Annotated in this window: 12 protein-coding genes and 1 tRNA gene; 1 reads left to right on the forward strand and 12 read right to left on the reverse strand. The window is 58.3% G+C overall.

All coding sequences use genetic code 11. The features are described from left to right. The 7 genes from Q0239_RS02985 to Q0239_RS03015 all read right to left on the reverse strand — a co-directional run. Positions 1-470, reverse strand: a 470-nt coding sequence (locus Q0239_RS02985; RefSeq protein WP_298598152.1) for an ROK family protein, incomplete at its 3' end; no start/stop codon positions are given. 2 nt (positions 471-472) lie between these two features. Further along, positions 473-1,630, reverse strand: a complete 1,158-nt coding sequence (locus tag Q0239_RS02990) for a glycoside hydrolase family 68 protein (protein ID WP_298598155.1) — start codon at positions 1,628-1,630, stop codon at positions 473-475. A 103-nt stretch (positions 1,631-1,733) separates the two neighbouring features. Next, positions 1,734-3,053: an MFS transporter gene (locus tag Q0239_RS02995; protein ID WP_298598159.1), complete on the reverse strand. Its 1,320-nt coding sequence runs from the start codon at positions 3,051-3,053 to the stop codon at positions 1,734-1,736. Positions 3,054-3,141: 88 nt separating this feature from the next. Continuing rightward, a complete protein-coding gene (gene fdhD, locus Q0239_RS03000; protein ID WP_298598163.1) occupies positions 3,142-3,930 on the reverse strand; it encodes a formate dehydrogenase accessory sulfurtransferase FdhD in 789 nt (262 codons plus the stop codon). Further along, complete coding sequence (gene fdhF, locus Q0239_RS03005) at positions 3,930-6,770, reverse strand: formate dehydrogenase subunit alpha (RefSeq protein ID WP_298598166.1); 2,841 nt, start codon at positions 6,768-6,770, stop codon at positions 3,930-3,932. Before fdhF ends, fdhD begins: the two co-directional genes overlap by 1 nt. Before the next feature lie 12 nt (positions 6,771-6,782). Further along, positions 6,783-8,294 carry an NADH-quinone oxidoreductase subunit NuoF gene (locus Q0239_RS03010; RefSeq protein WP_298598168.1) on the reverse strand — a complete coding sequence of 504 codons (1,512 nt, stop codon included), beginning with the start codon at positions 8,292-8,294 and terminating at the stop codon, positions 6,783-6,785. Then, positions 8,291-8,755 (reverse strand): NAD(P)H-dependent oxidoreductase subunit E, encoded by a 465-nt coding sequence (locus tag Q0239_RS03015; RefSeq protein ID WP_298598171.1) that lies wholly within the window; start codon positions 8,753-8,755, stop codon positions 8,291-8,293. Before Q0239_RS03015 ends, Q0239_RS03010 begins: the two co-directional genes overlap by 4 nt. 161 nt (positions 8,756-8,916) lie before the next feature. Between Q0239_RS03015 and Q0239_RS03020 the strand changes: the two genes are divergently transcribed. After that, positions 8,917-10,215, forward strand: a complete 1,299-nt coding sequence (locus Q0239_RS03020; RefSeq protein ID WP_298598175.1) for a sugar MFS transporter — start codon at positions 8,917-8,919, stop codon at positions 10,213-10,215. 42 nt (positions 10,216-10,257) lie between these two features. Here the strand turns inward: Q0239_RS03020 and Q0239_RS03025 are convergent. From Q0239_RS03025 to mreC, 5 genes are all read right to left on the reverse strand, one after another. Next, a tRNA-Lys gene (locus tag Q0239_RS03025) sits at positions 10,258-10,333 on the reverse strand. 101 nt (positions 10,334-10,434) lie between these two features. Further along, positions 10,435-11,541, reverse strand: coding sequence for a rod shape-determining protein RodA (gene rodA, locus Q0239_RS03030; RefSeq protein ID WP_298598177.1), 1,107 nt, complete (start codon positions 11,539-11,541; stop codon positions 10,435-10,437). Beyond that, positions 11,538-13,445 (reverse strand): penicillin-binding protein 2, encoded by a 1,908-nt coding sequence (gene mrdA / locus Q0239_RS03035; RefSeq protein ID WP_298598180.1) that lies wholly within the window; start codon positions 13,443-13,445, stop codon positions 11,538-11,540. Before mrdA ends, rodA begins: the two co-directional genes overlap by 4 nt. Further along, a complete protein-coding gene (gene mreD, locus Q0239_RS03040) occupies positions 13,442-13,999 on the reverse strand; it encodes a rod shape-determining protein MreD (protein WP_298598184.1) in 558 nt (185 codons plus the stop codon). The genes mrdA and mreD overlap by 4 nt, the downstream gene beginning before the upstream one ends. Beyond that, positions 13,996-14,901: a rod shape-determining protein MreC gene (gene mreC / locus Q0239_RS03045; protein WP_298598187.1), complete on the reverse strand. Its 906-nt coding sequence runs from the start codon at positions 14,899-14,901 to the stop codon at positions 13,996-13,998. Before mreC ends, mreD begins: the two co-directional genes overlap by 4 nt.

The following is a 14,901-nucleotide window of genomic DNA, read 5'->3' on the forward strand; positions in this document are numbered from 1 at the left end:
TGGCCCATTTCGGGGTGCGACAATCCTTGTAGCAACTGGCCGCGGCTCACGAAACCGCCGCCGATACCTGTCCCGATAGTAAGATAGAGTAGCGAGCGGCAATTGGCACCTGCGCCCCATTGGGCCTCTGCCAAGGCAGCCGCGTTGACATCGGTTTCTATGCCAACAGGGCACGCAAACGCTTCAGTCAAAGGCGTTACCAGATCAGTGTTGCTCCAATCCGGTTTGGGCGTGCGGGTGATGTGGCCCCAGTTGCTCGCTGACTTGTCTAATTGGAGTGGGCCGAACGAGCCAATCCCGATAGCGGTCAGTTGTTCACCCTGCGTCTTGAACCAGTCAACAGCTGCACCGATCGTTTCATCAGGCGTGGTCGTTGGGATGCGGTGCGTCGCACGAATATTCCGAGCAGCATCGGCAATGCCCAGTACGAACTTGGTTCCGCCAGCTTCGATCAATCCATAGGCTGCCATAGTCAGCCTTGGTCGACCCAAGCGCGGTTCCCGTCAAGGCAAATGCGGAAGCGTGGAGCAGGGACGCCGCCAAAATGTGCACGGCGCCAAGCGGCATCGTCGACTATGGGGCCGGTGCCGACGCCAATCAGATCGACGAAGCTCGCGACCTGCAAATCGCCCATCACCCACCAGCTATAATATTGGAACGGCTCATTGTCCGGGTTTGCGGCGACGAGGCCGGTACCGTTCAGCGGTTCGTAAGGGCCGAACAAGCTAGGTGCGACCATGCCATAAAGCCCGTTCGGGCCGTTGGGACCGTTCGGTTCGAAAACCTTCCGTTGAGTCGACCAGAAGAGGTAGTAGAGACCGTTCCGCGTAACCACATGCGGGCGTTCCTGTTCATTGTTCAAACCATCGGCAGCGATCAACGGCGGCAGCAGCCGCCATCCCGAAAATCCTGCACCTGTTGCTTCGGCAATGCCGATGCAGCCATTCCAGTCGCTGCTGGCGTTCGGGATAGAGCCGGTGAAGAGCAGGTAATCGCGCTCCGTTTCAGGATCGCGAAAGTGGGCTGGATCGCGAAAGCCTTTAATGAAGCCAGGGACGCCTTCCCGCTGATTGACGATCATATAGTGACGCCCGTCAGACTCAACGGATTCCGTTGGTGCGCTCCAGCCTATGATTGACGCGCAACCGTCCGCAAACTTCAATGTGCCGCTTGTTTGAAACAGGCGTTGCGCGAATGTGATCGGGTCTTCGCCGGGATAGCCGGCGACAGTGTAGAACAAAGTGACAATTCCGGTTTCGGGATCAAGCACTGACGTGCCGGCCCATTCTCGGCTGCCCGGATTATGGCCGTCGGGAAGTGCGTTGCCACAATCGCGCCACTCTCCATCCTTTTCGATGACGAGGCGGATGCGTGCAAGCCCGTGGCGCAAATCCGGGTCGGGAATGGCAGGCGAGGACAGGATGAACCAGATGGTCCAGCCATCACGCCTGGCTGTGCTGCCATCGGGAAGCTGCAGCGGCCACATATCCCATAGATACAAGCCATCGAGCAGCGTCCTGGCGAGGTCTGCAGACGCTTGCGGAATTGTCTGATCGCTAAAATCCGCAATTGCTGCGACATGTCGGGCGCACCAATGCGACGTCGAAATGTCTGCCAGAGAAACTTGCAATTTATCCACTCCCGGTGTCTTCGCGATTGCCATAATCGCACTGTTTCCGGATTACAACAATCGATTGCATTAAAGGGCTGTCATTGCCTCAATGGGGCAAATTTCACGCCAAATGGGTAGGGTGCGCGCGGCCTTCCTTGATGCGGTAAACCGCGATCGCTGCCAACAGCATGCAGACGCCCGAGACGATCAGGACGTTGCGCGCGTCACCGCCGAGCAGCGGTTCGTAAGCAAAGGTCATCGTACCTGCAAAGATCAGCATGGGCACGCAAATGAACATGTTGAAGATGCCCATATAGACCCCGGTCCGCTCGGGCGGGATAGTGTCGGCGAGGATGATATAGGGATTGCCCATGATGCTGCCCCAGCCAAGTCCAATGCCGATGGCCGCCACGAACAGCAGAGGTTTGTCGCCGATATGCGGCATGGACAGCATAGCGATGCCAGCCAGTGTCAGGCACACTGCGTGGAGCCGGCCAGCACCGACCTTGCGCGCGAGCGGGGCCATTGCAAGGGCCGAGACAAAGGCGATCAGGTTGAAGAAAGCGCCGACCTGTCCGTTGGTCAGCACAGCTTCGCGATAGGCCGCCGTGCTTGCGTCCGCCGTGTCATAGACCGAACGCGAGATCGAATTGGTGACATAGCCCCAATAGCCCGACATCGCATACCATTGGAACAGGCTCATCACCGCCATGGCGCGCATTGCATTGGGCATTTCGCGGATCGCATCCCAAATTTCACGCAATGTCGCGCTCATGGTTTTGGGAAGCGCAGCGATGCGTTCGCTTTCGACTTTGGACAACGGCAGTTCGGGCACGCGCAGGATCGACCAAAGGATTGTCCCGATCGATAGTGCAGCCCCAATCCAGAAAGACACCAGAGTGAAGGTCGGGATATTGCCCTCCGACGTCGCATCCCGGCTGAGGCCGAAGATAAACACCAGGATCGTGGGGCTCAGATAGGCAAGACATTGCGCCAAGCCGGTAAAGGCGCTCTGGCTGAGAAAGCCGAAACTGCGCTGGTCGGCGTTCAGCCGGTCATTCACATAGGCGCGATAAGGCTCCATCGTCACATTGTTGCCTACGTCGAGCAGGAAGAGCAGCGAGAAGGCCATCAATATGCTTGCCGACAGCGGCATGAAGAACAGGCCGATGCAGCACATCACCGCGCCGATCAGGAAATAGGGCGTGCGCCGCCCCCAGCGCGAACTGGTGCGGTCGCTCATCGAGCCGATGATCGGTTGGACGATCAGGCCGGTCAGCGGTCCCGCTATACCCAGCCAGGCAAAGTTAGACTCCTCGGCACCCAGATAGCCCCAGATGGGTGACATATTGGCTTGCTGTAAGCCAAAGCTGAATTGCAGCCCCAAAAAACCCAGATTCATCTGCAGGATTTGGGCAACCGAAAGGTGCGGTTTTTGCATGGCTGTCACGGATAGTCCCTCTCTCTCATGTCAAGCCTATGCATATTTGCAATCGATTGCAATACCGATGTGCGAATGGTCGTTCCTGCTAGGAAATATTGGCTGCTTCGCTGCCGTGACGAACATGAATGGCGATCTTCGCTTCGCGCGCTTTGCGAATCGCAAAGGCCGTCGGCGCGGAAAGGCATGCAATGGCAGTGATGCCCACGCGCGCCGCCTTCTGCACAATTTCATAAGAGCAACGGCTCGACATGACGACAAAGCCTGAACTGAAATTGGCCTTTTGCAGCGCTAGTGAGCCCAGCAATTTATCGAGCGCATTGTGCCGTCCGACATCTTCGCGTGCGAGTAGAATGTTGCCTTCAAGATCGGCCCATGCGGCGGCGTGCACGGTGCGTGTGGCGGCGTTCAGTGGCTGGTGCGCGGGGAGTTCATTAAATGCGCGTTCGACAGCTGCTTCTTTGAGTTGCACCAACGTAGCTGAAACCGGTTTCAGCGGCTGGAAAAACTCCTCTGCATTCTCGATTCCGCAAAGGCCGCATCCGGCGTTGCCCGGAAGTGTGCGGCGGCGCTGACGCAAGTCCAGCCGTTGCTGGCACCGCTCATTCAGGCGCAAGCGCAGGTCGCCGCCTTGGGCCAAGTGGTGGATATCGAGTGCTATGACATCCTCAGGGGTGTCGATGATGCCCTCCGTCAGGGAAAAGCCGACGGCAAAGTCTGTCAGGTCTGCGGGGGTCGCCAGCATCACTGCATAATTGGTACCCCCAAAAACGAAGGCGATAGGCGTTTCCTCGGGTACTGACCAATGTGTGCCATTGCTCAGGCCGACATCATGTTCGGTTGCGGGCGGCGTGCCTGTGACGCTGACAGGAAACACTATTCCGCCGGAACCCGTGCGATCCGCCGCATTTCGTCGGCGTGCGCGGCATAGTCCTGTTGCCATTCGGATTTATGGTTGGCGGGTGTAACTTCTACAGCGGTGACCTTATATTCCGGGCAACTGGTTGCCCAATCGGACAGCTCGGTGGTGATAACATTCGCCCCTGTCTCCGGATGGTGGAAGGTGGTGTAGACCACCCCCGGCTGCATCCGATCGGACAGCTTTGCTCGCACCACAGTTTCGCCCTTGCGCGAACGCACCGATACCCATTGCCCTTCGCGCACGCCGCGCATTTCGGCGTCGGACGGATGGATTTCGAGGACGTCTTCCTCCCACCAATCGACATTGTGTGTGCGCCGCGTTTGGGCGCCGACATTATACTGGCTGAGGATGCGGCCTGTTGTCAGGATCAGCGGGAATTTGCGGTTAGTCATTTCCTCGGTCGGTACATATTCGGTGGTGACAAACTGGCCCTTGCCGCGCACGAAACCATCGACATGCATGATCGGAGTGCCATCGGGCGCGGCATCGTTGCACGGCCATTGAACTGACCCGACCTTATCCAGCATCTCGAACGAGATATTGGCGAAGGAAGGGGCGAGCTGGGCAATTTCGTCCATGATCTGCGCTGCATTGACATAATGCATCGGATAGCCGAGCGCCTGCGCCAGTTCCTGCGTCACCTGCCATTCGGCCTTGCCGGTTTTTTCCTTCATTGCCGGGCGCACGCGGTTCACACGACGTTCGGCGTTGATGAAGGTACCATCCTTTTCAAGGAAGGAGGTGCCGGGCAGGAAGACATGCGCGAACCGCGCGGTTTCGTTCAGGAAAAGGTCCTGCACGATCAGGATATCGAGCGCCGAAAGCGCCGCTTCGACATGCTTGGTATTGGGGTCGGATTGAGCGACGTCCTCTCCCTGGATGTACATGCCTTTATAGGTGCCTGCGCAGGCCTCATCAAACATGTTGGGGATGCGATAGCCGGGTTCGGCATCCATCGACACGCCCCAGGCATCCTCAAACACCTTGCGAACGGCATCGTCGCTGACCGGGCGATAGTCGGGCAGTTCGTGCGGGAAGCTGCCCATATCGCACGAACCCTGCACATTATTCTGGCCGCGCAACGGATTCACGCCCACACCGCGCCGGCCGATATTGCCGGTCGCCATGGCAAGGTTCGCCATTCCCATCACCATGGTTGATCCTTGGCTATGCTCGGTGACGCCCAAGCCATAATAGATCGCGGCATTTCCACCAGTCGCATAAAGTCGGGCAGCCGCGCGGATGTCTTCGGCCGGAACACCGGTTATGGGTGCCACAATTTCGGGTGAATTTTCATCGCCACGGATGAAATCGATCCATTCGCCGAACGAAGGCAGGTCGCACCGTTCCTTGATGAACGCCTCATCGAGCAAGCCTTCGGTTGCGATCACATTCGCGATTGCGTTGATCAGCGCGACATTGGTGCCGGGCAGCAGCGGAAGGTGATACGCTGCCTCGATATGCGGCGAGCGGACAAGGTCGATAGAACGCGGGTCGGCAACGATCAGCTTCGCACCCTGACGCAAGCGACGCTTCATCTGCGAGGCAAAGACCGGATGAGCATCGGTGGGGTTCGCGCCGATGACCAGAATGACATCGGCCTCCATCACGCTGTCAAAATCCTGCGTGCCTGCCGAGGTGCCATAAGTCTGTTTCAGGCCATAGCCGGTGGGCGAGTGGCAAACGCGCGCGCAGGTATCGACGTTGTTGTTGGCAAAGGCGGTGCGCACCAGTTTCTGCACCACCCAGATTTCCTCTGCGGTGCAGCGCGATGAAGTGATCGCGCCGATGGCTTTGCGGCCATATTTTGCTTGTGCCGCCTTCAGCCGATCGGCCGCAAATCCAATGGCTTCTTCCCAGCTTACCTCGCGCCAGGGATCGGTGATTGCCTCACGGATCATCGGCTTCGTGATGCGGTCGGGGTGGGTGGCATAGCCAAAGGCAAAGCGACCCTTGACACAGCTATGTCCATGATTGGCTTTGCCATCCTTATAGGGCACCATGCGGACGACCTGATCGCCCTTCAGCTCTGCCTTGAACGAACAGCCGACCCCGCAATAGGCACATGTGGTCAGCACCGTCCGGTCGGGCACGCCCATTTCGATGACGCTTTTTTCCTGCAACGTCGCGGTCGGGCAGGCCTGCACGCAAGCCCCGCAAGATACGCATTCGCTGTCGAAGAAATTCTCGCCAAGTGATACGGCGACCCGCGAGTCAAAACCTCGCCCCTCGATGGTCAGCGCAAGCGTGCCCTGCACCTCGTCACATGCCCGCACGCAGCGGGAGCAGACGATGCATTTGGACATGTCGTAAGTGAAATAGGGGTTGCTCTCGTCCTTTTCGGACTGGGTGTGGTTCTCACCCTCATACCCGTAACGGACTTCCCGCAGGCCCACTGCACCGGCCATATCCTGCAGTTCGCAGTCGCCATTGTCGCTGCACGTCAGGCAGTCGAGCGGATGGTCGGAGATGTATAGCTCCATCACACCCTTGCGGAGCTTGGCCAACCGGTCGCTCTGCGTGCGAACCTTCATGCCTTCCTCGGCAAGCGTGGTGCAGGATGCAGGCGTGCCCTTACGTCCTTCGACTTCGACCAAACAGAGGCGGCACGAACCGAACGCTTTCAAGCTGTCGGTCGCGCATAATTTGGGGATAGGCAGGTCGAGGCTATTGGCTGCCCGCATGATGGATGTGCCTTCGGGAACGCTTACCGGGAAGCCATCAATCTCGATCTGAACCATCTGCTCAGAGGTGGCAGCGGGTGTACCGAAATCCTTTTCCTTGAGGATCGCCAACGCCTCTCTCCTCTATTCCCGCCCGAAATCTTCGGGGAAATGCCGCAGCGCGCTCAGCACCGGCATCGGGGTCAGCCCGCCCATCGCGCAGAGCGAGCCATCGGTCATAATTTCGCACAAATCCTCGACCAGCGCTAGATTGCTTGTGCGATCTTCGCCTGCAATCACCTTGTCCATCACTTCCTTACCGCGCACTGCGCCGATGCGGCACGGTGTGCATTTTCCGCAGGATTCGATGGCGCAAAATTCAAAAGCGAAACGTGCCTGTTTCGCCATATCGACGCTATCGTTGAACAGCACGATGCCGCCATGGCCCAACATGGCGCCTGTCGCCGCCAGTGCTTCATAATCCATTTCAACATCAAGGGCGGTTGCGGGGATATAAGCCCCCAATGGCCCACCGGCCTGTACCGCGCGCAGCGGTTTGCCCGAACGAGTACCTCCGCCAAAATCTTCCACCAGCTCGCGCAGCGTCACACCAAAAGCCTTTTCGACCAGCCCGCCGCGCGCCACATCACCCGCAAGTTGGAACGCCTGTGTCCCGCGCGAGCGGCCCATGCCGAAGTCCCGGTAATACGCCGCGCCCTTTGCCAATATGTCGCAGACCGCTGCCAGCGTGAGGACATTGTTGACCGCAGTGGGTTTGCCGAACAGCCCTGAAATTGCAGGGATAGGGGGCTTTGCACGCACCTGTCCACGCTTGCCCTCAATGCTTTCGAGCATCGAGGATTCCTCGCCGCAAATATAGGCCCCGCCGCCCACTCGGATTTCAACGCGAAAATCGGAAAGTCCGGCCGCATGCCAAATCTCGGTGGCGTGGCGCATTGTTGCGATGGCGTGCGGATATTCCGAGCGGATATAGATATAGCCGATGTCCGCGCCAATGGCGTGACCGGCGATTGCCATGCCTTCAATCAGGGCAAAGGGATCGCCCTCCATCAGCATCCGGTCGGCAAAAGTGCCGCTGTCGCCCTCGTCGGCATTGGCGCAGACATATCTTTGCCCCGCCGGTTGCTCCAATGCGGTCTTCCATTTGATACCGGTCGGGAAGCCCGCACCGCCGCGACCGCGCAGACCGGATTCGGATATTTCGGCGACAACGTCTCGCGGTACCATTGTCAGCGCCCGCCGCAATCCCGCAAGCCCGCCATGCGCTTCATAATCGGCAAGGTTCAGCGGATCGATTACGCCGCAGCGGGCGAAACTCAGCCGTTCTTGTTTTGCGAAATAGGGAATGGATTCTGTGAGGCCATGGCCAAGGCGATGTTCGCCCCCTGAGTGGAAACTGGCATCGAATAATGATGGCACATCCTCTGCGCTGACCGGGCCATAGGCCAAACGGCCAGCGTCCGTTTCCACTTCGACCAGTGGTTCAAGCCACAACATCCCGCGCGATCCGTTGCGCACCAGTTCGATATCGATACCACGTTTACTTGCTTCCATCGCAATCGCGGCCGCAACCTCATTTGCGCCAACCGATTGCGCCGCCGCATCGATGGGCACGAAGATGCGAATGGCGCTCATGCCTGCCGTTCCAGATCCGCAAAGATGACATCGAGGGATGCAGCAGTCAGCCGCGCCTTCAATTTTCCGTCAACCAGCGCCGCAGGGCCGAGGGCACAGTTGCCGAGACAATATACCGCTTCGACGCCTATGGACGCGCTGTCGGCCAGTCGCGCCTCCGCATGTCGTGCTAGTTCATCAGACCCCACTGCCTGACACGCTTCTGCACGGCATAGCTTGACGACATGCCGGGGTGGCGGTTCCCGCCTGAAATCGTGATAGAAGGTGACGACGCCGTAAATTTCGGCGCGCGAGATATTGAGCGCTTGGGCGATGCCCTTGAGGGCATCGTCAGCCAAATAGCCACGCTCGGCCTGGACTGCGTGCAATATCTCGATCAAAGCATCCGGACGATTGCCATGCTGCGCACAAATTTCGCGGCATCTTTCGAGTAGGTCGGGCAGGGCAGCAATGTCTGACATGGTATGTTCGGTCGATAAATCTGTCGCGCGATATAGGCCAGCGTAAATCGCGATTGGCACAAACTTGCGCGAAATGCGGGATGCATACGAAAACACGGTGACGCAGCCCGTTATGCGCAATATGAACGTTCACTAGAACAAATATATAGTGGAGAGGGACTATGGCATTAGCGCCGCAAGCAGCGAGCAGCAGCGACAGCAATCCGGTCGAAAGCGAGGGCCAGCACATCGATGCGCCCGAGCTGCGCCTGTTCGTGATGGCGCTGTTCTTCATCTTTGGGGGCATCACCTCGCTCAACGATGTGATCATTCCGAAGCTGAAGGAGCTGTTCACGCTCAATTACACGCAGGCGATGCTGGTGCAGTTCTGCTTCTTCACTGCCTATCTGGTGATCGGTCTTCCCGGTGCGGCGCTGGTCAAGCGCATTGGCTATATGCGCGGTGCGGTTGCCGGATTGCTGACAATGATGACGGGCTGTTTGCTGTTCATCCCGGCGAGCCAAACCGCCACCTATGGTGTTTTTCTTTTCGCGCTGTTCGTCCTCGCGAGCGGTGTGGTGATTGTGCAGGTGGTTTCCAACCCGTTGATCAGCCTGCTTGGCAAGGCAGAGACGGCGCATAGCCGCCTGACCTTTGCGCAGGCGTTCAATTCGCTTGGTACCACGGTTTTCCCTTATTTTGGCGCCATCCTGATTCTCGGTAGCTTGGCCTCGGTCAGCGCTGACCAGCTTTCAGGCGCTGAGCTTGATGCCTATCGCACGGCGGAAACACAGGCGATCGTCAATGGCTATCTCGGTCTGGCCGTAGCGCTTGCAATCGTGGCCGGCGTGGTCTGGATGTTCCGCAACAAATTGCAGGGTGAAAAGCACGAACCGAGCAGTCTGCTAGGCGGCTTCCAGCTGCTCAAGCGTCCGCGCTTCGGCTATGGTGCGGCGTGCATCTTCCTCTATGTCGGCGCTGAAGTCGCCATCGGCTCGCTGATCGTCAACTATCTGATGCAGGCGCATGTCCTAGGCCTGGAAGAACAGGCCGCTGGCAAGCTGATCGGTCTTTACTGGGGTGGTGCGATGATTGGTCGCTTCATCGGTTCGGCCATATTGCGCGTTGTTAGCCCGGGTCTTGTTCTCGCGACCGTATCGGCCGGAGCGATCACGTTGATCCTCGTCTCGACGAGCACGACCGGTGCAGTATCTGGCTATTCGCTGCTTGCGATCGGCCTGATGAATTCGATCATGTTCCCGACCATCTTCACGCTCGCCTGCGAGAAGTTGGGTGCCCGCGCAGCGGATGGTTCGGGCATCATCAACATCGCCATCTTCGGTGGCGCGGTCATCCCGCTCATCACAGGCGTTATTGCTGATGCGACTGGCAGCCTCGCCACCGCTCTAATCTTGCCGGCCTTGTGCTACGCAATCATCGCAGGTTTCGGCCTGTTCGCGCGCAAGCCAGCAGAAGGGTAGCGGCTGCTATCCTTCGTTCGCGATTTCCGAAAATGGTGGAAATGGTAGACGCTGAGGGGTTCGAACCCACGACCCGCTGATTAAGAGTCAGCTGCTCTACCAACTGAGCTAAGCGTCCCCATTTCAGGTGCGGGGCAGATCCCTACGCACCGGTTTGGAGCGGCGCCTTTGGCGGGATTCGGGATGATTGTCAAGCCTTGCTGCGACCAAATGTTGGCCTCAGCTGAAGGCCTTTCTTCCCGGGTGCCGTTCGATCGACATGATGATACCGACGCAGATCATCATCGTCAGCATTGAGGAGCCACCATGGCTGACAAAGGGCAGGGGAAGCCCCGCGACCGGAGCGAAGCCGACGACCATAAGCAGGTTGATCATGATGTAGAAGAAGATGGTGCAAGTGAGGCCGCCAGCAACCAGCTGGCCATAGCGATTGGTACTTTCCATCGCGACCTTTAGGCCCCAACGCATTAGCAGTACATACAATCCGATAATGATGAGGCCGCCTAATAGCCCCCATTCCTCCGCCATCGTCGCAAAGATGAAGTCGGTATGGCCTTCGGGCAAATAGTCGAGATGGCTTTGCGTGCCGTTTCCGAAACCCTTTCCAAATATCCCGCCCGATCCAATCGCGATCTTTGACTGGGTGATATGATAGCCAGCGCCCAGCGGATCATTTTCTGGATTGAGGAAGATGAGAACGCGGTCCTGTTGATATGGCCGCAGTCCGAAGAAAAACACCAGAGGAGCAAGTATCGCGACTGCAACGCCGCCGCCGATGAAATAGATTAATGGCCAGCCCGCGAGAAAGCCGACCACTGCCGCGCAGAAAATATAGGCTAATGCCGCATCGAAATCGGGCTGGATGATGACGAGAATGCTGGGGACGACCAGCATGATCGCAACCGGCCAGATTGCGTCCCAGCCGGTGATTTTGGACGGTGGCAGGCGATCGAAAAACCAGGCGGTAACCAGCACCACTGTCGGCTTCATCAACTCGGACGGCTGGAAAGTGATGACACCCAGATTGATCCATCGCTGGCTGCCACCACCGGCAAAGCCAATCAATTCCACCGCAACCAGCATCAGCAAAAGCACGAGGTAGAGCGGAAAGGTGATCTTTTTCCAAAAATCGAGTGGTAGGCGCGACATTACCACGGCCATCGTCATCAGCACGCAAAAACGGAGAAAATGATTACCCGCCCATGGACTGAAGCTCCCCCCTGCTGCCGAATAAAGCACCGCGGTTCCAAAGGTCGCAAGCCCGAATAGCACGAAGATGACACGCCAAGGTAAAGCGGCAATGGGGGCGGGAACGATACCGTTCACATCTCGCTCCGTTCGGCAACCGGAACGCCCTGTCCAGCCTGGAATGCCGCATATTGGCGCGCCATGCGCTCATCGATGCCGCCGCCCCAGCCTGCTTCTAGCGCTTCTAGCGATGCCATCGCCTTTTCGCGGTCGTAGAGGAAGGTCAGCACGTCCTTCGCAACAGGCGCTGCGGCGCGCGCGCCACCCATGCCATGTTCGATGACAACTGCAGCAGCGTAGCGCGGTTGTGCTACGGGCGCGAAGCAAACGAACAGGCCGTGGTCGCGAAACCGGCGTGCCCCGCCTTGCCCTCGCTGTCCGCCCTTGATTGCGCGTACCTGCGCGGTTCCCGTCTTGCCACCCATGGTTATACCGGGGATTTCAAGCCGACTTCGTACGGCCGTTCCCGCACCATTGACGACGAGGTCCATTCCGTCGCGTGCGACCTGCAAATGTTCTTCGGGAAACGGCAGATGTTTGCCAGCGGCGCGGTTCTTCAGCAGGATTTCAGGCTCTAGCATCCGGCCAGACGCGATGCGCGCCGCCATCACGGCGAGCTGAAACGGGCTGGCGATGACATAGCCTTGGCCAATTACGGCGTTGAGCGAGTCCGACCGGCTCCATTCCTGATCATATTTTTTCCGTTTCCACGCGCTGTCCGGAACGGTGCCGTAACGTTGTGACTGAAAGGGAAGGGGGAATTCCTGTCCCAAGCCTAGTTGCTTGGCAACAGGTGCAATCGCATCATAACCCACGCGGTTTGCCATCGCGTAGAAATAGGTGTTGCAGCTCTTCATGATCGCGCTGCGCATGTCCATCGGGCCATGGCGGCCCAGGCATTTGAAGACGCGGTTGCCAAGGCGGTAACCGCCACCGCAGACAACTTTCTCCTCCGGATCGATTCCCTGCTGTTGGAACGCCAGGGCTGCCATCGGCTTCAGGGTCGAACCCGGAGGGTAGAGCCCTTGGAGTGACTTGTTGAGCATGGGAATGCGATCGTCGGAATTCAGCATCTTCCATTCAAGACGCCCAATGCCTTCCGAAAAACTGTTAGGATCGAAGCAGGGCATCGAAACCAACGCTAGGATATCGCCAGTCAAGCAGTCGATTACCACGACCGATCCTGATTCAACGCCCAGGCGGCGTGCGGCATAATTGTGCAAGTCGATATCGATGGTCAGCTGGACAGGCTTGCCGGGCGTGTCCGAACGGGTGGAAAGCTCACGGACGATCTTGCCACGCGCGGTCACCTCCGTCCGCTTGGCGCCGGGCTTGCCGCGCAGGCGCATTTCCATTGTTTTTTCAAGGCCCTGCTTGCCGACCTTGAATCCGGGTGTGATCAACAGCGGGTTCTTGTCGAGCCGGTATTCCTCGGCCGACACAGTGCCAACATAACCGAGCAAATGGCCCACTGCAGCCCCGCTGGGGTAAAAGCGCGAAAAGCCTTGTCTCGGACTAACGCCGGGTAGGTCCGGCAAGCGCACACTGACCCGCGCGAAGCTCTCATAATCAAGGCCCGCTGCTACCTGTACGGGTTGGAAGCCTTGTGCCTCTTTCAGTTCCTTTTCGATCCGTTCCAGATCTTCCTGCTTCAGGTCCAGTAACTGGGTCAGCGTACCCAGCGTCTGTTCCCGATTTTGCAGACGGTCTGGTATGATGTCGACGCGAAAATCTGCGCGATTAGTGGCAATCGGTTTGCCAATCCGGTCGATGAACCAGCCGCGCCGCGGCGGGATGAGCGTCAGGTTGATGCGGTTGCTTTCGGACGCGAGCTTGTATTTCTCATTCTCCGCGACAGCGATATAGGCCATCCTGGTGGCGACCACCGCTCCGACTGCTGCTTGCACACCGCCGATGAAAAGCGCGCGGCGGGAAAAGGTGAATTCCAGCTGTCCGGTTGTCGGCCCGCGCTTGTCGTTCATGTAGCCAGCCGCCAGCCATCGAGATGCGCGCACAGTCTTACCGCAAGCGGGTAAAACAGGATCGAAACGAACATCTGCGGCACGATGATGGAAACCTCCGGCGCTTGATAGGCCAGTTCGGTGATGCCAAGCCCAGCAAGCAGCGCAAATATAATCAGCACCGATGCGATTAGCCAGTCCCGCAAATGATCGCGCCAGACGCCGCGCAAGTCGAGCAGCTCGATTGCGATCATGCACAGTGACCAGACGAAGGCCGAGCTGCCAAATGGTTGACCATTATACAGATCGTCGACCAGCCCGAGCGGCAGACCGATCCACGCGGGCCACATGCCGGGTCGCATGAGCCGCCATGCAAGCAGGATAAGCAAACCAAAGGGCGGTAGTAGTGGCGTGCCTGCGACCAATGGCAAAGTCGACGTTGCCATTGAACCCGCCATCACTGAGAGGATTGGTACAAGCAGCATGCGGGCGGGGGACTGCTCGCGATCGATGCGGCTTTCATATTCGCGGCTCGGGCCCAACAGCTTACGCCCTGTTGCAAGCAACTGGTTCATTCGTCGGCTTCGCTTTTCGGCAATGCCTGCAGCGTGGCATCGAGCACCTTTTTGGCCGCTTGCTGATAGGGTTTCAAGACGATCACATGCTCGCTTGAGGCAGGGCTGGCAATCGGGCGTGCGAGCGCACCATCGCTTGTTTTACGAACGATGGTGGCGAAAGGAATATTGGGCGGATAAAGTCCGCCGCTGCCTGACGTGGTAACGATCTGGCCGCGCTTGAAATTGTTCACGCCCAGATCAACCGGGCGAATCATGATCGTGCCATCACCCATTCCGCTTGCAAGGGCAGGTAGGCCGTCGGGGACCCGAATGACCGGGATCACATTTTCGGCATCCGACAAAAGCAAAATCTTCGCCGTGTTCGGGCTGGTCTCGATAACGCGGCCGATCAAGCCTCGCGCTGCCCGCACCGGATAGCCGATGGCAACGCCATCGCTGCTCCCGACCGATAAGATCGCTATTCGCCGGCTGCTTGAAGCAGTGCTGCTGACGAGATTGCCAATAGCAACAACATTGTCTGCTTCGTCCTGCTTAAGATTAAGCAGAATCTTGAGTTCGCGATTTTCAACGCGCAATGCATCGGCTTGAATGAGTTTAGTGCGGTTGGCGGCAACCTGGCGCTTCAGCTCCGCATTTTGTGAAGCGGCATCCAGATAGACCGCGGTATTGTCGCCAATTCCGGCAATACTGCGGCGCACGGCGTTAAAACCCCGCGCCACTGGCGCTGTCACTTCGGCGGCACCTGCGCGTAGCGCGGCAAATCCGGTTGGATCGGCAATGGAGATGAGCAGCAATATGCCAGCCACCACCGCTCCGGCAATCGCCAGCACGTAAGTAACAAACAGACTATATTGCGCTCGTCGGGAGAAACCCGGGCGCCGATGCCGTGGCGGCGCCAT

This window comes from uncultured Sphingorhabdus sp., from assembly GCF_937872355.1.
Classification (GTDB): domain Bacteria; phylum Pseudomonadota; class Alphaproteobacteria; order Sphingomonadales; family Sphingomonadaceae; genus Sphingorhabdus_B.

Excerpts from the sequence above, each read along its gene's own strand:
- Q0239_RS02995 (WP_298598159.1), bottom strand. The coding sequence starts at position 3,053 with ATGCAAAAACCGCACCTTTCGGTTGCCCAAATCCTGCAGATGAATCTG.
- Q0239_RS03010 (WP_298598168.1), bottom strand. The coding sequence starts at position 8,294 with ATGAGCGCCATTCGCATCTTCGTGCCCATCGATGCGGCGGCGCAATCG.
- Q0239_RS03015 (WP_298598171.1), bottom strand. The coding sequence starts at position 8,755 with ATGTCAGACATTGCTGCCCTGCCCGACCTACTCGAAAGATGCCGCGAA.
- Q0239_RS03020 (WP_298598175.1), top strand. The coding sequence starts at position 8,917 with ATGGCATTAGCGCCGCAAGCAGCGAGCAGCAGCGACAGCAATCCGGTC.
- mrdA (WP_298598180.1), bottom strand. The coding sequence starts at position 13,445 with ATGAACGACAAGCGCGGGCCGACAACCGGACAGCTGGAATTCACCTTT.
- mreD (WP_298598184.1), bottom strand. The coding sequence starts at position 13,999 with ATGAACCAGTTGCTTGCAACAGGGCGTAAGCTGTTGGGCCCGAGCCGC.
- mreC (WP_298598187.1), bottom strand. The coding sequence starts at position 14,901 with ATGGCGCCGCCACGGCATCGGCGCCCGGGTTTCTCCCGACGAGCGCAA.